Here is a 19,730-nt window from a genome sequence, read left to right on the forward strand (position 1 = left end):
TCGAGCGCGCGGCCGACGCGGCACCAGCCCTCGGCCGTCCAGGCGTCACGGTCCTGGAAGGCGCCGAGCAGCGTCAGCGCCTCGGGCGTCTCGTCGGGGGTCTGCTCCGGGTGATCCATGTCTCCAGCCTACCTGTCTTCTTATTTCCATAGTCAGGTCGTACTGTCTGGCTATGGGCGCCATTAGTCAGGGTGCCGCCGTCCAGGAAGGAACCTCCATGAAGTCAGCAGTGATCATCGATGCCGTCCGCACCCCGCTCGCCAAGGGCAAGCCCGGCGGTGCGTACTCCCAGGTCCACCCCGTCGACCTCCACGCCACGGCCCTGGCGGCGCTCGTCGAGCGCACCGGCATCGACCCCGCGGTCGTCGACGACGTGATCAGCGGCGCCGTCGGCCAGATCGGCGAGCAGTCCGGCAACACCGCGCGCTGGGCGCTCCTCGGCGCCGGCTTCCCCGAGTCCGTCCCCGGCGTCACCGTCGACCGCCAGTGCGGCTCCAGCCAGCAGGCGCTCCACTTCGCCGCCCAGGGCGTCATGGCCGGCGCGTACGACGTGGCCATCGCCTCCGGCGTCGAGTCGATGAGCCGGGTCCCGATCGGCTCCCAGTTCCAGGGCAAGGACTTCGCCGGTCCCCGCGTCGCCGAGCGGTACGCCGGCGGGCTGGTGCCCCAGGGCATCAGCGCCGAGCTCATCGCGCAGCGCTGGAACCTCTCGCGCACCCAGCTCGACGAGTTCTCCGCCGAGTCGCACGAGCGCGCGGCCCGCGCCTGGAAGGAGGGCCTCTTCGACAGCCAGGTGGTGCACGTCAACGACCTCGCGACCGACGAGACGATCCGCTCAGGCACCTCGGTGGAGGGACTGGCCGGCCTCCGCCCGGCGTTCCGCAGCGAGGCGTGGGAGGCCCGCTACCCGGACCTCGACTGGCGCGTCACCGCCGGCAACAGCTCGCCGGTCAGTGACGGCTCCGCCGCCGTGCTCGTCGCGAGCGAGGAGGCGGCCCAGCGTCTCGGCCTCACCCCGCGCGCCCGCGTCCACTCGTTCGCCGTCGCCGGCGACGACCCGGTCTTCATGCTGACCGGCATCATCCCGGCCACGCAGAAGGTGCTCGCCAGGGCTGGTCTGGCGCTCGCCGACATCGACGCCTTCGAGGTCAACGAGGCGTTCGCCTCCGTCGTCCTGGCCTGGCAGCAGGAGACCTGCGCCGACCTCGCGAAGGTCAACGTCAACGGCGGCGCGATCGCGATCGGCCACCCGCTCGGCGGCTCCGGCGCGCGCCTGGCCACCACGCTGCTCAACAACCTCGAGCAGACCGGGGGCCGCTTCGGCCTCCAGGTCATGTGTGAGGCCGGCGGCCTCGCCAACGCCACCATCATCGAGAGGCTCTGACATGGACGTCCTGACCCGGCGCGAGCGCACCTACACCTGGGACGACCCGGCAGCCCTGGCCGGCGCGGGCCACGGTCTCAGCGGCCGTGAGTTCCTCGAGCGGATCGGCCGGGGCGAGCTCCCGGCCGCTCCGGCGGCGGCCACGACGGGCATCGAGCCGGTCGAGGTGGGCGACGGCGTCGTGGTCTTCAGCCTCGAGCCGCACGAGTGGCACTACAACCCGCTCGGCTCGGTCCACGGCGGCATTCTCGCCACGCTCGCCGACACTGCCCTGGGCTGCGCGGTCCACACCCGGCTCCCGCCCGGCACGGGCTACACGTCGCTCGACCTCACCATCAAGTTCACCCGCCCGGCGACGCTGGCGAGCGGCACGCTCACCTGCACGGGCACCGTCGTCGCGATGGGCCGGCGTACGGCGACCGCCGAGGCGCGGATCGTCGACGCCTCCGGTCGCCTCGTCGCGCAGGCGCTTGCCACCTGCCTGCTGATGCCGGTCGGCTGAGGATCAGCGCTCGAGCAGGGCGGCGGCGACCTTCTTCGCCGTCGCCTTGGCCGAGACGGGGTTCTGGCCCGTGATGAGGCGGCCGTCGGTCACGACGTACGGCACGAAGGGGAGCTTCGCCTTCTCGTAGAGGGCACCGCGCTTCTTCGCCTCCTCCTCCGCGTTGTACGGCACGAGCTTGTCGACGCGCGCCAGCACCTCCTCGGTCCACGCGAAGCCGGTCATCCGGCGCCCGGCGATCAGGTGCGAGCCGTCGGAGAGCGTCGTGTCGAGGAGGCCGCAGTAGCCGTGGCAGACCGACGACACGACGCCGCCCGCCTCGAAGATCTCGCGCGTCAGGCGCTGCAGCCCCGCGCTGCCCGGGAAGTCGTACATCACCGCGTGGCCGCCGGTGAAGTAGATCGCGTCGTACGCCGAGGCGTCGATGTCGTCGGCGCTCGCGGTGCGCTCGAGGAGCCCCATCCGCGCGGGATCGCCGTGCCAGGCCTTCGCCGACCGGTCGAAGCTGGGGAACTTCAGCGACCGCGGCTCCAGCGGCACTGCCCCGCCCGCGGGGCTGACGAGGGTCTGCTCGAAGCCATGCTCCTCGAAGACCTCCCACGCGTGGGTCAGCTCCGAGAGCCAGAGCCCCGTCGGGTGCGACGGGTCGTCGTAGTGGCTGACGTTGGTGACGACGTTGATGATCCGCTTCGTCATGCGATCGCCCTCACCTTCGGCCGGGCGAGCACCACGTAGAGGATCGCGCCGACGAACCCGAGCAGGATCAGCACCAGCAGCCAGACCACCTGGTTCTCGCCGGCGGCCTGCCACACGGCATCCGGCGTCCGCAGGCAGTCGATGAGCACCAGCAGCCACCACACGAAGAGCGCAACCACCACCGCCCCCAGCACGAGGGCGGACAGGACGAAGATCAGCGAGATGGCCATCCTCCGACACTACGCCGGGCGGCCGGGCGGCCTGGGCGGCCTGGGCGGCGCGGTGCGCGCGATGGCAAGGCGGAGGAAGGAAGTCGATCTGTGAGCGGAGCGATCGACGACAACGCAGCCAGCGTGCGTGCATCGCCGTCCAGGTGGTGGAGCCTAGGGGACTCGAACCCCTAACCCCCTGCTTGCAAAGCAGGTGCGCTACCAATTGCGCCAAGGCCCCGACGTACGCCGCGGCGTACGGGGAAGTGGATCAGACCTGGTCGGTGGCCTGGGCCCACAGCGCCTGCTCGGCCTTGGAGGCGTCGAGCTTCTTCTTGGCGAAGACGGCGGCAGCGGCGGCCAGGGCGAGGAGGACGATCTTCTTCATGGGCGAGAGGCTACCAACGCCCGGGGCCGCGTCCCACATCGGTCCCGGCCCCTCGACCAGTGGCACCGGCCCGTCGGCGTACGCCGAAATGCGCACCGCCCGCGTCCAGGGGATCGCGGGCGGTGTGGTGCGTGGTGCGCCTAGGAGGACTTGAACCTCCGACCCCCACATTATCAGTGTGGTGCTCTAACCGTCTGAGCTATAGGCGCGTCGGCTGCACGCAGCCGTGGTGTGAACCGTGGCGGAACGTTACCGGAGGCCCCGTCGAAGCTCCAAAACGGGGTCCGGAGACGTCACTCACAGCTCAGTTCTGGTCCTCCGCGAGGGTGACCTCGATGCCACCCAGCAGGGCGGCGGCCATGTTGTAGAGGAACGCCGTCAGGGTGGCGACGGCGGTGATCAGCACCGTGTCGATGACCGAGATCAGCATCGTGAAGCCGAGCACGCGGGTGGTGCCGAGGTAGTTGCTGACGTCGAACCCGTCGCCACTGCCGCCCATGACGCCACCGACGGTGGAGTTGATGGAGTCCCAGACGCCGGCGATGCCGAGGACCGCCCAGACGACGGCCACGGCGACGACCGTGACGATGCCGAAGGCGACCGCCAGCAGGAACGACGTCTTCATGACCGACCAAGGGTCGATGCGGGTCAGTCGCAGGCGCGCCCTGCGCGGGCTGCGGCCGTGGACCTCCGCAGCGGCAGCCGCGTGCTCCTTCGACTCCGGGTTGGCGCTGGCGCGCATCTCGACGCTCGCGGACGCGATCGCGCTGTTGATCCGCTCACCCAGCGTCTGCTTCGGCGCCTCGTCGCTCATCACTGCTCACTCTCGTCGGTCGTCTCGGCCGGCACGTCCGTGGTGCCGGCTTCGCTCTCCTCAGGAGCCTCGATTGTTGCACTCTCGAGCTCGGCACCCTCGGCGTCGCCCTCGGCGTCCTCGTCGCGCGCCTCGACCGAGCGAGCGACGACCGCGACGGCGTCACCCTTCTTCGGGGTCACGAACTTCACGCCCATCGTCGAGCGACCCTTGGCGGGGAAGTTGTCGTCGATGGGGGAGCGGACGACCTGACCGCTGTTGGTGATGGAGAGGATCTCGTCGCCCTCGACCACGATGAACGCGCCGACCAGGCCGCCGCGCTTCTCGTCGCTGAGCTGCATCGCCTTGATACCGAGGCCACCGCGCGACTGCACGCGGTAGTCGGAGATCCGCGAGCGCTTGGCATAGCCACCGTCGGTCATCGTGAAGACGTACTGCTCGACGACCGCCGACTCCTCCGGCGTCTCGCCGGCCTCCTCGGCAGCCTCCTCGGCCGCGATCTGCTCGGCACGGATGACCGCCATCGAGAGCAGCTCGTCGCCGTCGCGGAACTTCATGCCCGAGACGCCGGACGTCGCGCGACCCATGGGGCGCAGCTGGTCGTCCGAGGCCGGGAAGCGGATCGCCTGCGCCTTGCGGGAGACGAGCAGCACGTGGTCCTCGCTGTTGACCAGCTCGGCGCCGATCAGCTCGTCGTCGTCCTCGCGGAAGTTGATCGCGATGACGCCGGCCTGGCGCGGGGAGTTGTAGTCGCCCAGGCGGGTCTTCTTCACCAGGCCGTGCTTCGTGGCGAGCACGAGGTACGGCGCCTGGTCGTAGTCGCGGATCGCCAGCACCTGGGCGATCGACTCGTCGGGCTGGAAGCTCAGCAGGCCGGCGACGTGGCCGCCCTTCGCGTCACGCGACGCCTCGGGCAGGTTGTACGCCTTGGTCCGGTAGACGCGGCCGGCCGTCGTGAAGAAGAGCAGCCAGTGGTGGTTGGTCGTGGAGATGAAGTGCTCCACCACGTCGTCGCCCTTGAGCGACGCACCACGCACGCCCTTGCCGCCCCGCTTCTGCAGCCGGTACGCCGAGGCGAGGGTCCGCTTGGCGTAGCCGCCGCGGGTGATCGAGACGACCAGCTCGTCGTCGGGGATCAGGTCCTCCATGGAGAGGTCGCCGTCGGCCGCGATGATCTGCGTGCGCCGCTCGTCGCCGAACTTCTCGACGATCTCCGCGAGCTCCTCGCTGATGATCGCGCGCTGGCGCTCCGGCTTCTCGAGGATGTCCTTGAGGTCCGCGATGAGCGCCTCGAGCTTGGCGAGCTCGTCGATGATCTTCTGGCGCTCGAGGGCGGCCAGGCGGCGCAGCTGCATCTCGAGGATCGCGTTGGCCTGGATCTCGTCGATCTCGAGGAGCTCCATGAGGCCCGTGCGCGCGTCGTTGACGTCGGGGGAGCGACGGATCAGCGCAATGACCTCGTCGAGCATGTCGAGGGCCTTCACCAGGCCGCGGTAGATGTGCGCCCGCTCCTCGGCCTCGTTGAGGCGGAAGCGCGTACGACGCTGGATGACGTCGATCTGGTGGGCCACCCAGTTGCTGATGAACTGGTCGATCGTCAGCGTGCGCGGCACACCGTCGACCAGCGCGAGCATGTTGGCCGAGAAGTTGGTCTGCAGCTCGGTGTGCTTCAGCAGGTTGTTGAGCACCACGCGCGCGACGGCGTCGCGCTTGAGCACGACGACCAGGCGCTGACCGGTGCGGCCCGACGAGTCATCGCGTACGTCGGAGATGCCCTGGATCTTGCCGCTGTCGGCGAGCTCGGCGATCTTGAGCGCGAGGTTGTCCGGGTTGACCATGTACGGCAGCTCGGTGATCGAGAGGCAGGTGCGACCCCGGTTGTCCTCGTCGATCTCGATGACCGCGCGCTGGGTGACCGAGCCACGACCCGTGCGGTAGGCCTGCTCGATGCCCTGGCGGCCGACGATCAGCGCGCCGTTGGGGAAGTCAGGGCCCTTGATCCGCTCGATGAGCGCGTCCTGCAGCTCCTCGCGGGAGGCGTCGGGGTGCTCGAGCGCCCACTGCGCGCCCTCGGCGACCTCGCGCAGGTTGTGCGGCGGGATGTTGGTCGCCATGCCGACCGCGATGCCGGCCGAGCCGTTGACCAGCAGGTTGGGGTAGCGCGACGGCAGCACCGTCGGCTCCGACGACCGGCCGTCGTAGTTGGGCTGGAAGTCGACGGTGTCCTGCTCGATGTCGCGGACCATCTCGAGCGCCAGCGGCGCCATGCGGCACTCGGTGTATCGCATGGCCGCGGCGGAGTCGTTGCCCGGCGAGCCGAAGTTGCCCTGGCCGTTGACCAGGGGAGCGCGCATCACCCACGGCTGGGCGAGGCGGACGAGGGTGTCGTAGATCGCCGAGTCACCGTGCGGGTGGTACTGACCCATGACGTCACCGACGACGCGCGAGCACTTGGAGAAGCCGCGGTCGGGGCGGTAGCCGCCGTCGTACATCGCGTAGAGGACGCGGCGGTGCACCGGCTTGAGGCCGTCGCGGACGTCGGGCAGCGCGCGGCCGACGATGACCGCCATCGCGTAGTCGATGTAGGCGCGCTGCATGGAGGTCTGCAGCTCGACGGGCTCGATCCGGCCGCCGGAGGGAACGGGGGTCCCGGTGGGAGTGTCAGTCACGATGAGGCTTTCTGATCTCGTCTACTCGAATCTAAATCTGGGTCTAGAGACTCAGATATCGAGGAATCGAACGTCCTTGGCATTGCGCTGGATGAAGGAACGGCGCTGCTCGACGTCCTCGCCCATGAGGGTCGAGAAGATCTCGTCGGCCTGGGCGGCGTCGTCCAGGGTCACCTGGAGCATGAGGCGCTGGTCGGGGTTCATCGTGGTCTCCCACAGCTCCTCGGCGTTCATCTCGCCGAGGCCCTTGTAGCGCTGGACCGGGTTCTCCTTGGGGAGCTTCTTGCCGTTGGCCAGGCCGTCGGCCATGAGCGCGTCACGCTCGGAGTCGGAGTAGACGAACTCGTGCTCGGCCGGCTTGTTCCACCGGAGGCGGTAGAGCGGCGGCTGCGCCATGTAGACGAAGCCGTGCTCGATGAGCGGCTTCATGAAGCGGAAGAGGAGCGTCAGCAGCAGGGTGTTGATGTGGTGGCCGTCGACGTCGGCGTCGGCCATCAGCACGACCTTGTGGTAGCGCAGCTTCTCGAGGTTGAACTCCTCGTGCACGCCGGTGCCGAGCGCGGAGATGATCGCCTGGACCTCCTGGTTGGCCAGGACCTTGTCGATGCGCGCCTTCTCGACGTTGAGGATCTTGCCGCGGATCGGGAGGATCGCCTGGATCCGCGGGTCGCGACCCTGGCGGGCCGAGCCACCGGCGGAGTCACCCTCGACGATGAAGACCTCGCACTCCTCGGGCTTCGTCGACTGGCAGTCCGAGAGCTTGCCCGGGAGTCCGCCGCCGCCGAGCAGGCCCTTGCGGTTGCGGGCCAGGTCGCGGGCCTTGCGGGCAGCGATGCGCGCGGTCGCCGCAGCCTGCGCCTTGCGGATGATGTCCTTGCCCTCGGTGGGGTTCTTCTCCAGCCAGTCGCTGAGCTGGTCGTTGACGCAACCCTGCGTGAAGCCCTTGGCCTCGGTGTTGCCGAGCTTGGCCTTGGTCTGGCCCTCGAACTGCGGGTTGGAGATCTTGAGGCTGATGATGGCGGTCAGGCCCTCACGGATGTCGTCACCGGTGAGCCTGTCCTCCTTCTTCTTGATCAGGCCCCAGGTCTCGCCCCACTTGTTCATCAGCGTGGTGAGCGCCGCGCGGAAGCCCTCCTCGTGCGTGCCACCCTCGGGCGTGTTGATCGTGTTGGCGAACGTGTGGACGCTCTCGTTGTACGACGAGGCCTGCCACTGCATCGCGATCTCGAGGCTCATCGGGTTGGGCGCGTCATCGCCGGTCTCCGCCTCGAAGGCGATGATCGGGGAGAGCGTGGCCTTCCGCTTGTTGAGGTGGTCGACGTAGTCAGCCAGGCCACGCTCGTACTGGAAGACGATCTCGAGCGCCTCGCCCTCGCGGTGCGGCTGGTCGGCGCTCGCGTGGTCGATCTCGTCGGCGACGGTGTCGTCCTCGATCGCGTCGACGATCTCGGCCGCCTCGGGGCGCTCGTCGCGCAGGACGATGCGGAGGCCCTTGTTGAGGAAGGCCATCTCGCGGAAGCGGTTGGTGATCGTCTCGAGGTTGTAGACGGTCGTCTCGAAGATGTCGGGGGAGGCGAACCAGGTCACCGTCGTGCCCGTGCGCTCACCCTCCTCGAGCGGACGGACCTGGCGCAGGTCGTAGACCGGCGTGCCGAGCGCGAACTCCTGCTCCCAGAGGTAGCCACGGTTCTTGATCTCGAGCTTGAGCTTGTCGGAGAGCGCGTTGACGACCGACGAGCCGACGCCGTGGAGACCACCGGAGACCTTGTAGCCGCCGCCGCCGAACTTGCCGCCCGCGTGGAGGACGGTCAGGGCGAGGGTCGCGGCCGGGATCTCCTGGCCGGGAGCCGTGTCGGTCGGGATGCCGCGGCCGTTGTCGACGACGCTGACCGAGCCGTCGGCGTTGAGCTTCACGAGGATCTCGTCGCAGTGGCCGGCGAGCGCCTCGTCGACCGCGTTGTCGACGATCTCCCAGATCAGGTGGTGCAGGCCCCGCACACCGGTCGAGCCGATGTACATGCCGGGACGCTTGCGGACTGCTTCGAGGCCCTCCAGGACCTGGATCGCCGATGCGTCGTACTCGTTGTTGACCTGGTCCTGCTCCGACACCCGGCGACCTCTTCGTTCGTGTCCGTACATGCAGAAGGTCGTCCATCAGAAATGCACGACCTCGATCCCTCCATGGTACCGGGCAGGGCCTCCTACGCCTACGACCTGCGCGGCCGAAAGGGGGACAAGACGCGAAATGTGGCCCTCTGTGGACAGAAAAGGGCCTCCGGAGGCCCGAACACGGGGGGAGATGACTCCCCATACCGGCGATGGGGCCCTCAGGCCGCCACGGACGCCCTCCCGTGGATCACCCGTAGGTGTCGCGCGGACCCCGCCCGTCACGGGCACTCAGACGGCCCTTCTTCCAGCTCGGAGCGGTCGGTCCCTCGATGTCGATGATGGTGACCGAGCCGTGCCCGATCTCCTCGTTGAGACGGCGCACGAGCGTCGGCGCGAGCAGCTTCAGCTGCGTCGCCCACGCCGTCGATCCGGTGCGCACGGTCAGCCGGCCGTCGGCGAACGCCGTGGGCTGGCAGTGCTGCGCCACCTCGGCGCCGACGAGCTCGGGCCACCGCGCGAAGACCGCGTGCACCTTGAGGTCGAGCGCCCACCCGTGGTCGGCCACGAGGCGGCCGAGCGTGGTGTCGAGGAGCTGCGGGTCGCGCTCGTCGGGGTGCGCCCCCGAGACCCGCGGACCCTCCGTACGGCGAGCCCGCTCGGCGGCAGGGCTGACCCACTTCCGCTTGGCGCGGGGAGCGTTCTTCGCCGCGCCCGCCATCGACCGCGCGATCGTCTTCGCGAGGTCGAGCCCGGTGGGGTCGTGGTCGACCTCGGAGGTCGAGCGGTCCACAGTGGCTGAGCCGTCCTCGGTGGCTCGGCCCGCCGAAATGGCCTCGTCCGCCGACTCCTCGCCGAGCGCAGCGTCCGGCTCGCCCTCAGGATTCACGGGAGACCACACCCTCGCCCACGGCGTACCGCACGCCGGCCAGCGCAGCGGGGACGTCGTCGGCGACCGCCGCCGTGATCAGCACCTGCTCGGCGCCGGCCACCAGGTCGGCCAGCTGCTCGCGGCGTCCGGAGTCGAGCTCCGCGAACACGTCGTCCAGGATCAGGATCGGGTCGTCACCCTCGGAGCGCAACAGGTCGTACGACGCCAGCTTGAGCGCGAGCGCGAACGACCAGGACTCGCCGTGGCTCGCGTAGCCCTTCACCGGCAGCCGCAGCTCCCCGTTGCCGAGGGTGAGGAGCAGCTCGTCGCGGTGGGGGCCGACCAGGGAGACACCGCGGTCGAGCTCGTCCTTGCGGCGCCGCTCGACCTCGTCGAGCAGGCGCGCCTCGAGCCAGGCGACCTCCATGGCTCCGGCGTCGACGGGGGTGCCGTCCTCGGCGATGCTCGGCAGCGACGCCTTGTACGCGATCGCCGCGTCGTCGCGCCCGGCACCGCGCGCCACCGTGGCGTACGCCTTCCCGACGTACGGCGCGAGGTCGGCGACCAGCCGCAGGCGCGCGGCGAGCAGCTCCGCACCGAAGCGGGCGAGGTGCTCGTCCCACACGGAGAGCGTCGCGATCGCGCCCTCGCGCGCGGACCCGCGGGCCAGGCCGGCGGTCTTGAGCAGCGAGTTGCGCTGGCGGAGCACGCGGTCGTAGTCGGAGCGGACGCCCGCGATGCGCGGGTGGCGCAGCACCAGCAGGTCGTCGAGGAACTTGCGGCGGTCGGACGGGTCGCCCTTGACCAGGGTCAGGTCGTCGGGGGCGAAGACCACCGTGCGGACGAGCCCGAGGAGCTCGCGGGCGCGGGGGAGCTGCGAGCGGTTGATCCGCGCGCGGTTGGACTTGCCCGGGTTGATCTCGATCTCCAGCGTCGCCGAGCGACCGTCACGCACGACCGCCGCCCGGATGATCGCCTGGCTCGCGCCTGCGCGGACCAAGGGCGCATCGCTGGCGACGCGGTGCGAGGAGAGGCGCGACAGGTAGTCGATCGCCTCGACGAGGTTGGTCTTGCCCTGCCCGTTGCGTCCGATGAACGCCACCGGCCCCGGCTCCAGCGCGACGTCGAGGTCGGCGTACGACCGGAAGTCGTGGAGCGTCAGGTGGGAGACGTGCACTCAGCTCTCGCCGGGGACGTGGCCGTCGCCCGCGCCGGCCTTCGCCGCAGCCTCGGAGACCTCGGGGCCACCCTTGCGGCCCTCGACGTCACCACCGGCGGGCGCCTCGGTCTTCATCGCGTGGCCACCGAACTGGTTGCGCATCGCGGCGATCGCCTTCATCGCCGGGCTGTCGTCCTGGCGCGAGACGAACCGCGCGAAGAGCGACGCGGCGATGGCGGGCACCGGGACGGCGTTGTCGATCGCGGCCTCGACGGTCCACCGACCCTCGCCGGAGTCCTCGGCGTAGCCGGCGATGCTCTCCAGCCCGGGCTCGTCGTCGAGCGCCGTGACGAGCAGGTCGAGGAGCCACGAGCGGATGACCGTGCCCTCGCGCCAGGAGCGGAAGACCTCGGTCACGTTGTCGACGAGGTCGACCTTCTCGAGCAGCTCCCAGCCCTCGGCGTACGACTGCATGAGGGCGTACTCGATGCCGTTGTGGACCATCTTCGAGAAGTGGCCGGCGCCGACCTTGCCGGCGTGGACCGCTCCGAAGTCGCCCTCGGGCTTGAGGGAGTCGAACGCCGGCTGCACCTTCGCGATGTCCTCAGCGGCACCGCCGTACATCAGGGCGTAGCCGTTCTCGAGGCCCCACACGCCGCCGGAGACACCGCAGTCGACGTAGCCGATCTTCTTCTCGGCCAGCGACGCGGCGTTGGCGATGTCGTCGGTCCAGCGCGAGTTGCCGCCGTCGACGATCACGTCGCCCTCACCCAGGAGCTCCTTGAGCTCGGCGACGGTCGAGCGCGTCGGCTCACCCGCCGGCACCATGACCCAGACGACCTTCGGCGACGGCAGTGCGGCCACGAGCTCCTCGAGCGAGCCGACGTCGGCCAGGTCGGGGTTGCGGTCGTAGCCCACGACCGTGTGGCCCGAGCGGCGGAGCCGCTCGCGCATGTTGCCGCCCATCTTGCCGAGGCCGATGAGTCCGATGTCCATGGCTGGTTCCTCCGGGTGGGTTGGTAGCCGTGCAGGAGTACCGGCAGCCACCGAGGTCGTCAGCGCCGCCGGCGGAGAATCAGGAGAGCAGGCGGCGCGGCATCAGCAGGTAGCGGAAGCCGGCGGAGCCCTCCGACTTGCCGCTGATGACGACGGGCTTGCTCGACTGCGTGAACGCGAGCTCGACGACCGGCTCCTCGATGGCGCCGAGCCCGTCGAGGAGGAACGCCGGGTTGAAGCCCGTCGTGATGTCCTCGCCGGTGATCTCGGCCGCGAGGGCCTCGCTGGCCTGGGCGTCCTCACCCGAGCCGGCCTCGAGGGTCAGCACGCCGTCGGAGAACGCCATCTGGATCGCGGTGTTGCGCTCGGCGACGAGAGCGACGCGCTTGACCGACTCGATCAGCTGCGCCTTGTCGACCACGGCGACGGTCTGGTGCTCGCTGGGGAAGAGGCTGCGGACCTTGGGGAACTCACCGTCGAGCAGGCGCGTCGTCGTACGCCGCACACCGCCGCCGACCTGGCCCTCGAAGCCGATGATGCCGTCGCCGGTGCCCGAGGCGGAGAGCGCGATGGTGATCTGGCTGCCTGCGGTGAGCGACTTGGCCGTGTCGGCGAGCACCTTCGCCGGGACCAGCGCGGCCGCGGACTCGTCGGGCGTGTGCGGGTGCCAGACCAGCTCGCGGTGCGAGAGGCGGAAGCGGTCGGTGGCGAGCAGGTTGACCGACTCGCCCTCGATCTCGATGCGGACACCGGTGAGCACCGGGAGCATGTCGTCGCGACCGGCCGCGGTGACCGCCTGGCTGACCGCCTGGGCGAAGGCGTCGGAGGAGACCGTGCCCGTCGCGGCCGGCATGTCCGGCAGGCTCGGGTAGTCCTCGACCGGCATGGTCTGCAGCGAGAAGCGGGCCGAGCCACACGTGAGCGTCACCCGCGAGCCGTCGAGGATCACGTCGACCGGCTTGGCGGGCAGGTTGCGGCAGATGTCGGCGAGCAGCCGGCCGCTGACCAGGGCGGTGCCCTCGTCGGCGACCTCGGCGTTGAGCGTGGCCCGCGCGGAGGTCTCGTAGTCGAAGGTCGAGAGGACCAGGCCTTCCTGGCCGGCCTCGATGAGCAGGCCGGCGAGGACCGGGACGCTCGGACGCACGGGCAGGGAGCGCGCGGCCCAGGCCACTGCGTCGGCGAGGGCGTCGCGCTCGATGCGGAACTTCACGTCTCTTCTGCCTCCGTGCAGGGGGAATGACAAGTCTGGACTGAGCATCCTGCCATGCGCCCAGAGCGATCGGGAGGCCGCTACGGAACCTGTGGTTTGCCGAGGGCTCTCGAGAGGTGCGGGCGGAGGGAGGTTCTCCCCAGCTTGCCGGCCGGATGTCGTTGCACGGTCGATGGGTGCTTGATAGGTCTCATCGTTGTCGTAGGTTCGGTGGAAACTGTGGACAACTGTTGTTCCTGCAGGTCAGAGGGCCATTTCAAGTGCACAGCCCCTGTGCGCTGGCACGGCACAGACGGCACCTGCCTGTGGTTTCGCCCGTGCCCTGTGCGCTGTTCCCACAGTTGTCCACAGATCACTCATTTGTGATTCGGACCTGGAACGACAGGAGTTCCACAGCCTCGAGGGCCGTGGAACTCCGTGTCATTCGGTGCTCGACGCTGTCCGGGGAGCGGGATCAGCCGGCCCGCGTCTGCATCTTGATGCGGTTGGTCAGCTCGGAGACCTGGTTGAACACGGCCCGTCGCTCGGCGAGCAGGTCCTTGATCTTCCGGTCGGCGTACATGACCGTCGTGTGGTCGCGACCGCCGAACTCGCGACCGATCTGGGGCAGCGACATGTTGGTCAGCTCGCGGCAGAGGTACATCGCGATCTGTCGTCCGGTCACCAGGTGCCGGCCGCGGCTCGGACCGGTCAGCTCGTCGATGGTGACGCCGAAGTACGCCGCCGTCTGGGCGATGATCTGCGCCGCGGTGATGTCGGGCTCGCCGCCCTCGGGCATGAGGTCCTTGAGCACGATCTCGGCCAGGGTCATGTCGACCTCCTGGCGGTTGAGGTTGGCGAACGCGGTGACGCGGATCAGCGCACCCTCGAGCTCGCGGATGTTGGTCTGCACCTTCGAGGCGATGAACTCGAGGACCTCCGGCGGAGCGGTCAGCCGGTCCATCGCCGCCTTCTTGCGAAGGATCGCGATGCGGGTCTCGAGGTCAGGGGCCTGGACGTCGGTGATCAGGCCCCACTCGAACCGGCTGCGGAGCCGGTCCTCGAGCGCCTCGAGCCGCTTGGGGGCGCGGTCGGAGGTGAGGACGATCTGCTTGTTGGCGTTGTGGAGCGCGTTGAAGGTGTGGAAGAACTCCTCCTGCGTCTGCTCCTTGCCCTCGAGGAACTGGATGTCGTCGATCAGCAGGACGTCGATGTCGCGGTAGCGCTTCTGGAACTGGCCCTGCTTGCCGTTCTGGATCGAGTTGATGAAGTCGTTGGTGAACTCCTCGCTCGACACGTAGCGGACCTTCGCCCCGGTGTAGAGGGAGCGGACGTAGTGGCCGATGGCGTGGAGCAGGTGCGTCTTCCCCAGACCCGAGTCGCCGTAGATCATCAGCGGGTTGTACGCCTTGCCCGGCGCCTCGGCGACCGCGACGGCCGCCGCGTGAGGGAAGCGGTTGGACGAGCCGATGACGAAGCTCTCGAAGACGTACTTGGGGTTGAGCCGGGTCTCGAGCGCACTCGGCGCCTCACTTGTCGACGTGTCGACATATCGATCCATCGACTGCGGTACGACGGCGGGGCGCTCGGGCTCGACGGCGTGACGGCCCTGCGCGGAGACCTCGTCGGCGCTGATGCCGTGATCGAGCTGCGGGTTGACCGTCACCGCGATCCGGATGTTGGTGCCGAACGCCTCGGAGAGCGAGTCCTCGAGGCGGGTGCGCAGGCGGCCCTCGAGCTGGGTCCGCGTGAAGTCGTTGGGGACGGCGATGATCGCCGTGGTCTCGTGGAGGGTGACGGGCTCACTGGTGCTGAGCCAGGCCCGCTGGTTGGGCTGGAGATCGCTGACGAGGTTGCGCCAGACGGTCGCCAGGTCAGGACTGGCCTGGGAGTTCTCCACTATGCGTCGACCCTTCACCTCGTGGGACGACCGCCCCATACGGTCGTCTGCGTCACATTCGTGCCCGGTCGACCGTGGGGTCGATCCGGGCGGCACTGCGTTCCACAACTTTATCCACAGGTTGTGGGGATTGCCCACGGGGTGTGGATGAAGCTGTCCGGAACCCCCTCCGGACCCGGGGTATGGATGCTGTTCGTGCAGGTCAGAGCGGTTTTCGGTGATCCACATGACCCACGTCACACGTGCTCCGCCGACCGGCGTACGGCGCGTGTCCGCCCCCCGGCCAGGCAGTGAACGTAACCCGCAGACGAGGGCGCCAGCAAGGGTTCATCCACAGGTGGGGGCGTCGGTGGTTTGACCCCCTGATCCGGCCTCCCGTACCGTTGCTCAGTCTGCCCGGTGTCGACCGGTGCCGCATGTCCACGAGACACCCGCATCCTGCGGGTGTGTGCGTGGGTGGGCGGTGCCAGCCGAACTCAAGCTGCCTCTGCCGACACACCGGACGTGGACTATCCCTGGAATCAATTCCCCGCATCGGAGAAGCAGTCGTGAGCAAGCGCACCTACCAGCCGAACAACCGTCGCCGTCACAAGAAGCACGGTTTCCGCCTTCGCATGCGCACCCGCGCCGGCCGCGCCATCCTGTCCGCGCGCCGCAGCAAGGGCCGCAAGCAGATCGCCGTCTGAGCCCACTTCGGGTCCGCTGCGGTTCTGATCCGTCTTGTTGCCCCGGGAGCACCGGCTCGTCGCTGGTGAGGACTTCCGGAAGGCAACGCGGCAGGGCCGTCGAGCCGGCACACGCACCTTGGTCGCCCATCTCTGGGTGACCGACGGGGGCGGGTCGCCGGCTCGTGTCGGATTCGTGGTGAGCAAGGCCGTCGGCCCTGCTGTCATCCGCAACCGCGTGAAGCGCCGGCTGCGACACCTGGCCCGGGAACGACTGAAGTCGCTCCCGGGCTCTGCTGTGCTCGTGGTCCGTGCGCTGCCGTCCGCGGCCGATGCGTCGTACGACGACCTCGGCCGCGATCTCGACGCTGCGCTGGAGCGGATCGGGCGATGAAGTACGTCCTGATCGGGTTCCTCAAGCTCTATCGGATCGTCATCAGTCCGCTCTACGGCCAGGTCTGCCGCTACCACCCCAGCTGCTCGGCGTACGCCCTCGAGGCGGTGCAGAAGCACGGGAGTGTCCGTGGCAGCTGGCTCGCACTCCGGCGTCTCGGCCGCTGCCACCCCTGGGCAGCCGGCGGCTACGACCCGGTGCCCCCCACTCGTTCTGCACCCTCCGCCCCCATTCAAGGAGCTTGAGTGTCCATCTTCGGTGCTATCGGCAGCTTCATCATGACGCCGCTCTACTACCTCATCTCGATCGTGCTCGTCGGAGCTCACAAGGTCTGGGGACAGATCTTCGATCCCTCCAGCGGCGCGGCTTGGGCCCTGTCGATCGTCACCCTCACCGTGGTGATCCGCGCAGCCCTGATCCCGCTCTTCGTGAAGCAGATCAAGGCCTCGCGCAACATGCAGCTGCTGCAGCCCCAGGTGAAGGAGCTGCAGAAGAAGTACGGCCACGACCGCGAGAAGCTCACGCAGGAGACGATGAAGCTGTACAAGGACGCGGGCACCAACCCGTTCGCCTCGTGCCTGCCCATCCTGCTGCAGATGCCGATCTTCCTGTCCCTCTTCCGCCTGCTCGACCACGCGGCGAAGAACCAGCAGGGCAAGGGAATCCTGACGGACGCCCAGGCGACGCAGCTCTATCACGCGAAGCTCTTCGGCGTTCAGATCTCGAAGACGTTCAACGGCGCTCACGGTGACCACGGCATCCAGATCATGGCGCTGACGCTCGTCATCGCCATGCTGGTCACCACGTTCACGACGCAGCGCCAGCTGATGAGCAAGAACATGCCGAAGTCGGCCATGGAGGGCCCGTACGCGCAGCAGCAGAAGATCCTGCTGTACGTCCTCCCGCTGGTCTTCGCGATCGGCGGCGTCGCCTTCCCGATCGGCGTCCTGATCTACTGGACGGTTTCGAACCTCTGGACGATGGGCCAGCAGTTCTACGTCATCCGCAACAACCCGGTCCCCGGTACGCCGGCGGCCGAGGCCAAGGCGAAGCGTGACGCGCACAAGGCGGCCCGCCACGGCGGCGTCGTGGCGACGACGACCGTCGTCGAGGAGCAGGCGCCCGAGGCTCCGGCTCCCACCCGTCAGCAGCCCAAGAAGCAGACGCGCGAGCAGCGCAAGAAGAACCGCCCGCAGGGAGAGCAGAAGTGAGCGACGAGACGACCACCGAGACGACCGAGACCACGGTGACCGAGACGGCGACCCGCCCGAGTCGCGTCGAGCGCCTCGAGAACGAGGGCGACATCGCTGCCGACTACCTCGAGGAGCTCCTGGACATCGCCGACCTGGACGGCGATCTGGACATGGACGTCGAGGGCGACCGCGCCGCGGTCTCGATCGTGGGCGCGGACCTGAGCCAGCTCGTGGGTGCGAAGGGCGAGGTGCTGGACGCCCTGCAGGAGCTCACCCGCCTTGCCGTCTACCGCGAGACCGGCGAGCGCTCGCGCCTCATGCTCGACATCAGCGGCTACCGCGCGCGCCAGCGCGAGGACCTGATCAAGGTCGCCGAGAAGGCCGTCGCCGAGGCGAAGGAGACCGGTGCTCCTGTCTCGCTCAAGGCGATGTCGCCGTTCGAGCGGAAGGTCGTCCACGACGCCGTGGCGGCCGCTGGGCTGAACTCGGAGTCTGAGGGCGTCGAGCCGCGCCGCTACGTCGTCGTTCTGCCCGCCTGAGAGGCTCGACTTCCGTGAACGACGTTTCACGTGAAACACCCCCCGCGCTGCCCGAGGCCCCGGCCTCTGCGCGGGGGGTGTTCTCATCTGACCGCCTCACCCTCATCCAGCGGTACGCCGAGTCGCTGGCGACCGATGGAGTGACCCGCGGACTGATCGGCCCTCGGGAGGTCCCGCGCCTGTGGGAGCGCCACCTCCTCAACTGCGGTGCGCTCGCTGAGCTGTTGCCGCAGGAGAGCTCGGTGGCTGACATCGGCAGCGGAGCCGGTCTCCCCGGCCTGGTTCTTGCCATTGCCCGGCCCGATCTCCGCCTGACCCTGATCGAGCCCCTCCTCCGTCGGACGACGTACCTCCAGGAGGTCGTCGACGAGTTGGGCCTGACGAATGTCGTCGTGGTGCGAGGCAAGGCCGACGTGCTCCATGGCAAGGAGCGCTTCGACGTCGTGACGTCGCGCGCTGTCGCTCCGCTGGAGCGCCTGCTGACCTGGTCGATGCCGCTTGTGGCGCCGACCGGTGCTCTTGTTGCTTTGAAGGGCAGCGCGATCGTTGACGAGATCGAGGAAGCGCGACCGGTGCTCCGCGCCTTCGGGTGCGCAGAGCCGGAGGTCCTTCCGGTCGGCGAGGGCCTGATCCCGGAGCCGACGCTGGCTGTGCGGATCGCGTGGGCGGACCCGGCGCGGGCGCGGGTTGTTCCGCGGGTGGCGTCGGCCTCCGGGCCGCGCAAGGCGAACGGCGCGGCCAAGCGACGGTCCCGCCGCAGCTGATGTTTCAGGTGGAACGCCCCGTTGACAGCACTTGCTGTCGACGGGGCGTTCCTGCGTTCTGCTGAAGGCGGCGGAAGCCGTGGGTGACCATCGACGCATCGCCCGCGTCCTGCCCGCGCTGGGGGTATGTGGGAGGAGCGAGCGGGCCGGCGTGGTCGAGTGACGGTCTGGAGTGATGGGCTGAGCTGTGCCCGGACGGCATCGGCCCTCCCTGCCGGGCGGGTAGTCGCCCGGAGGCGCGACGCGATGGGTCGACTTGCTGAGGCGCGGCGAGGCGGGTTGGCCTCGGCTGCGCCGCCGGTTTCACGTGAAACGCCCGACCGTTCGTCGGCGGGTGCGTCGATGGGCTCGCCATGTCGGCGCATGTCGCCCGGGTGCGCTGTCGCTTCCGGTGGGCCGGTCGCCCTTCATCCGTAGCCCCTGTGTGGCGAAGTTCCGCTGGCAGAGGCCGGGGAGTCGCTGTGACTGGTCTGGTTCATGGCGGATCGGCCAGCGGGCGGCTGCGCCGGCACGGCGCGCCAAGGACCGGCGACGGGTCGTCCTCAGCAGGTTTCACGTGAAACCGACCTTGGGAGCGCACCGCGCACCCACTAGGGCCAGGCGTCGCCGAGGGGAGCCGTGGCGTGCCTAGCTCGCGTGACTGCTGCCCTAGTGACTGCGTTCGCGGGGGTTGCGGTGCTTGTGCGTGTGCCCCGTGCCCGAGGTCGCGGCGAGTCAGGGCGGCGCGAGCATCCGGATCGAAGCCGCTGGCAGGCGATTGATCCGGGCCGTGCAGTACTGGGGAAGCGGTCCTTCGGCGCGAACTGCGATGAGTCGCACGGAGCCCCCGAGGCGTTGCCGCCCTGGATGGTCACTCGACGGTGGCCGCTCGGGGCGGCAGGGTTGGTACGGAAGTCGTGGTCCGTTGGTCGGGTGTGATTCTCGTCGGTCTCGCGGGTCGGGCGAACTGTGGAGGGCAGGTAGCAGGAGCCGATCAGGTGCCGGTAGTTTTGGCCTCTCGCGCAGGTCCTTCGGGATGCTGCGCGACGCACGATCATCCCTTGCGAAGGTGTGGGCGTCGCCGCGGTCTGATCAGGTTTTCCACCGGTGATCGGGACTCGCTGAGCGTGGCCATCCACAGGTAAGGGTCATTCATCCACAGGAAGAGGACCTCGTGGTTTCACGTGAAACGGGCCAGGGATTCGTCGTCCGAACGGCTGCGGACCTGGCTGACGCCGGGCCGACGTTCGCCGAGGAGACGACGCCGCTGGCACGAGCAGCGGAGCACATCGTGCTCGCGCGGCAAGGTGCGA

Annotated in this window: 19 protein-coding genes and 2 tRNA genes; 8 read left to right on the forward strand and 13 right to left on the reverse strand. The window is 69.1% G+C overall.

The genetic code is table 11. The features are described 5' to 3' along the window. Positions 1-217 precede the first annotated feature (217 nt). Entirely contained in the window at positions 218-1,384 is a 1,167-nt protein-coding gene (locus IEX47_RS07620; protein WP_188783415.1) for a thiolase family protein, read from the forward strand. A 1-nt stretch (position 1,385) separates the two neighbouring features. Next, entirely contained in the window at positions 1,386-1,886 is a 501-nt protein-coding gene (locus IEX47_RS07625; protein WP_188783416.1) for a PaaI family thioesterase, read from the forward strand. A 3-nt stretch (positions 1,887-1,889) separates the two neighbouring features. On the opposite strand, the gene IEX47_RS07630 is transcribed toward IEX47_RS07625, so the two are convergent. From IEX47_RS07630 to dnaA, 13 genes are all read right to left on the reverse strand, one after another. Further along, positions 1,890-2,582 carry a type 1 glutamine amidotransferase domain-containing protein gene (locus IEX47_RS07630; RefSeq protein ID WP_188783417.1) on the reverse strand — a complete coding sequence of 231 codons (693 nt, stop codon included), beginning with the start codon at positions 2,580-2,582 and terminating at the stop codon, positions 1,890-1,892. Continuing rightward, positions 2,579-2,812 carry a PLDc N-terminal domain-containing protein gene (locus tag IEX47_RS07635; protein ID WP_188783418.1) on the reverse strand — a complete coding sequence of 78 codons (234 nt, stop codon included), beginning with the start codon at positions 2,810-2,812 and terminating at the stop codon, positions 2,579-2,581. Before IEX47_RS07635 ends, IEX47_RS07630 begins: the two co-directional genes overlap by 4 nt. Positions 2,813-2,956: 144 nt before the next feature. After that, positions 2,957-3,032: transfer RNA gene (locus IEX47_RS07640), tRNA-Ala, on the reverse strand. Between the two features lie 30 nt (positions 3,033-3,062). Beyond that, a complete protein-coding gene (locus IEX47_RS17930; RefSeq protein WP_229662720.1) occupies positions 3,063-3,179 on the reverse strand; it encodes a DLW-39 family protein in 117 nt (38 codons plus the stop codon). Positions 3,180-3,311: 132 nt separating this feature from the next. Next, positions 3,312-3,388: transfer RNA gene (locus IEX47_RS07645), tRNA-Ile, on the reverse strand. Positions 3,389-3,483: 95 nt separating this feature from the next. After that, positions 3,484-3,993, reverse strand: a complete 510-nt coding sequence (locus IEX47_RS07650; protein ID WP_188783419.1) for a DUF3566 domain-containing protein — start codon at positions 3,991-3,993, stop codon at positions 3,484-3,486. Next, a complete protein-coding gene (gene gyrA / locus IEX47_RS07655) occupies positions 3,993-6,662 on the reverse strand; it encodes a DNA gyrase subunit A (RefSeq protein ID WP_188783420.1) in 2,670 nt (889 codons plus the stop codon). Before gyrA ends, IEX47_RS07650 begins: the two co-directional genes overlap by 1 nt. Before the next feature lie 51 nt (positions 6,663-6,713). Further along, complete coding sequence (gene gyrB, locus IEX47_RS07660) at positions 6,714-8,771, reverse strand: DNA topoisomerase (ATP-hydrolyzing) subunit B (RefSeq protein WP_229662721.1); 2,058 nt, start codon at positions 8,769-8,771, stop codon at positions 6,714-6,716. Positions 8,772-9,018: 247 nt separating this feature from the next. Next, on the reverse strand, positions 9,019-9,657 hold the full coding sequence (locus tag IEX47_RS07665) for a DciA family protein (RefSeq protein WP_229662722.1): 639 nt from the start codon (positions 9,655-9,657) through the stop codon (positions 9,019-9,021). Beyond that, positions 9,647-10,816 carry a DNA replication/repair protein RecF gene (recF, locus tag IEX47_RS07670; RefSeq protein ID WP_188783422.1) on the reverse strand — a complete coding sequence of 390 codons (1,170 nt, stop codon included), beginning with the start codon at positions 10,814-10,816 and terminating at the stop codon, positions 9,647-9,649. The genes IEX47_RS07665 and recF overlap by 11 nt, the downstream gene beginning before the upstream one ends. Further along, positions 10,817-11,794 (reverse strand): phosphogluconate dehydrogenase (NAD(+)-dependent, decarboxylating), encoded by a 978-nt coding sequence (gene gnd / locus IEX47_RS07675; RefSeq protein ID WP_188783423.1) that lies wholly within the window; start codon positions 11,792-11,794, stop codon positions 10,817-10,819. A 79-nt stretch (positions 11,795-11,873) separates the two neighbouring features. Next, complete coding sequence (gene dnaN, locus IEX47_RS07680; RefSeq protein WP_188783424.1) at positions 11,874-13,004, reverse strand: DNA polymerase III subunit beta; 1,131 nt, start codon at positions 13,002-13,004, stop codon at positions 11,874-11,876. Positions 13,005-13,458: 454 nt separating this feature from the next. Then, the gene (gene dnaA, locus IEX47_RS07685) at positions 13,459-14,922 is read right to left on the reverse strand and encodes a chromosomal replication initiator protein DnaA (RefSeq protein WP_188783425.1); all 1,464 of its coding nucleotides are present in this window, start codon (positions 14,920-14,922) and stop codon (positions 13,459-13,461) included. Between the two features lie 509 nt (positions 14,923-15,431). On the opposite strand from dnaA, the gene rpmH reads away from it, so the two are divergent. From rpmH to rsmG, 6 genes are all read left to right on the forward strand, one after another. Beyond that, positions 15,432-15,569 (forward strand): 50S ribosomal protein L34, encoded by a 138-nt coding sequence (gene rpmH, locus IEX47_RS07690; RefSeq protein ID WP_131581681.1) that lies wholly within the window; start codon positions 15,432-15,434, stop codon positions 15,567-15,569. A 37-nt stretch (positions 15,570-15,606) separates the two neighbouring features. Then, a complete protein-coding gene (gene rnpA, locus IEX47_RS07695; protein ID WP_444544077.1) occupies positions 15,607-15,942 on the forward strand; it encodes a ribonuclease P protein component in 336 nt (111 codons plus the stop codon). After that, positions 15,939-16,187, forward strand: coding sequence for a membrane protein insertion efficiency factor YidD (gene yidD, locus IEX47_RS07700; RefSeq protein ID WP_188783427.1), 249 nt, complete (start codon positions 15,939-15,941; stop codon positions 16,185-16,187). Before rnpA ends, yidD begins: the two co-directional genes overlap by 4 nt. 33 nt (positions 16,188-16,220) lie before the next feature. Further along, a complete protein-coding gene (gene yidC, locus IEX47_RS07705; RefSeq protein WP_229662751.1) occupies positions 16,221-17,153 on the forward strand; it encodes a membrane protein insertase YidC in 933 nt (310 codons plus the stop codon). Positions 17,154-17,188: 35 nt separating this feature from the next. Next, positions 17,189-17,674 carry a Jag family protein gene (locus IEX47_RS07710; RefSeq protein ID WP_188783724.1) on the forward strand — a complete coding sequence of 162 codons (486 nt, stop codon included), beginning with the start codon at positions 17,189-17,191 and terminating at the stop codon, positions 17,672-17,674. A gap of 77 nt (positions 17,675-17,751) precedes the next feature. Then, complete coding sequence (gene rsmG / locus IEX47_RS07715) at positions 17,752-18,438, forward strand: 16S rRNA (guanine(527)-N(7))-methyltransferase RsmG (protein ID WP_188783429.1); 687 nt, start codon at positions 17,752-17,754, stop codon at positions 18,436-18,438. Positions 18,439-19,730 lie beyond the last annotated feature (1,292 nt).

Source organism: Nocardioides phosphati, assembly GCF_014646375.1.
Lineage (GTDB): Bacteria > Actinomycetota > Actinomycetes > Propionibacteriales > Nocardioidaceae > Nocardioides > Nocardioides phosphati.

Excerpts from the sequence above, each read along its gene's own strand:
- IEX47_RS07620 (WP_188783415.1), top strand. The coding sequence starts at position 218 with ATGAAGTCAGCAGTGATCATCGATGCCGTCCGCACCCCGCTCGCCAAG.
- IEX47_RS07625 (WP_188783416.1), top strand. The coding sequence starts at position 1,386 with ATGGACGTCCTGACCCGGCGCGAGCGCACCTACACCTGGGACGACCCG.
- IEX47_RS07630 (WP_188783417.1), bottom strand. The coding sequence starts at position 2,582 with ATGACGAAGCGGATCATCAACGTCGTCACCAACGTCAGCCACTACGAC.
- IEX47_RS07635 (WP_188783418.1), bottom strand. The coding sequence starts at position 2,812 with ATGGCCATCTCGCTGATCTTCGTCCTGTCCGCCCTCGTGCTGGGGGCG.
- IEX47_RS17930 (WP_229662720.1), bottom strand. The coding sequence starts at position 3,179 with ATGAAGAAGATCGTCCTCCTCGCCCTGGCCGCCGCTGCCGCCGTCTTC.
- IEX47_RS07650 (WP_188783419.1), bottom strand. The coding sequence starts at position 3,993 with ATGAGCGACGAGGCGCCGAAGCAGACGCTGGGTGAGCGGATCAACAGC.
- gnd (WP_188783423.1), bottom strand. The coding sequence starts at position 11,794 with ATGGACATCGGACTCATCGGCCTCGGCAAGATGGGCGGCAACATGCGC.
- dnaA (WP_188783425.1), bottom strand. The coding sequence starts at position 14,922 with ATGGGGCGGTCGTCCCACGAGGTGAAGGGTCGACGCATAGTGGAGAAC.
- yidD (WP_188783427.1), top strand. The coding sequence starts at position 15,939 with ATGAAGTACGTCCTGATCGGGTTCCTCAAGCTCTATCGGATCGTCATC.
- yidC (WP_229662751.1), top strand. The coding sequence starts at position 16,221 with ATGACGCCGCTCTACTACCTCATCTCGATCGTGCTCGTCGGAGCTCAC.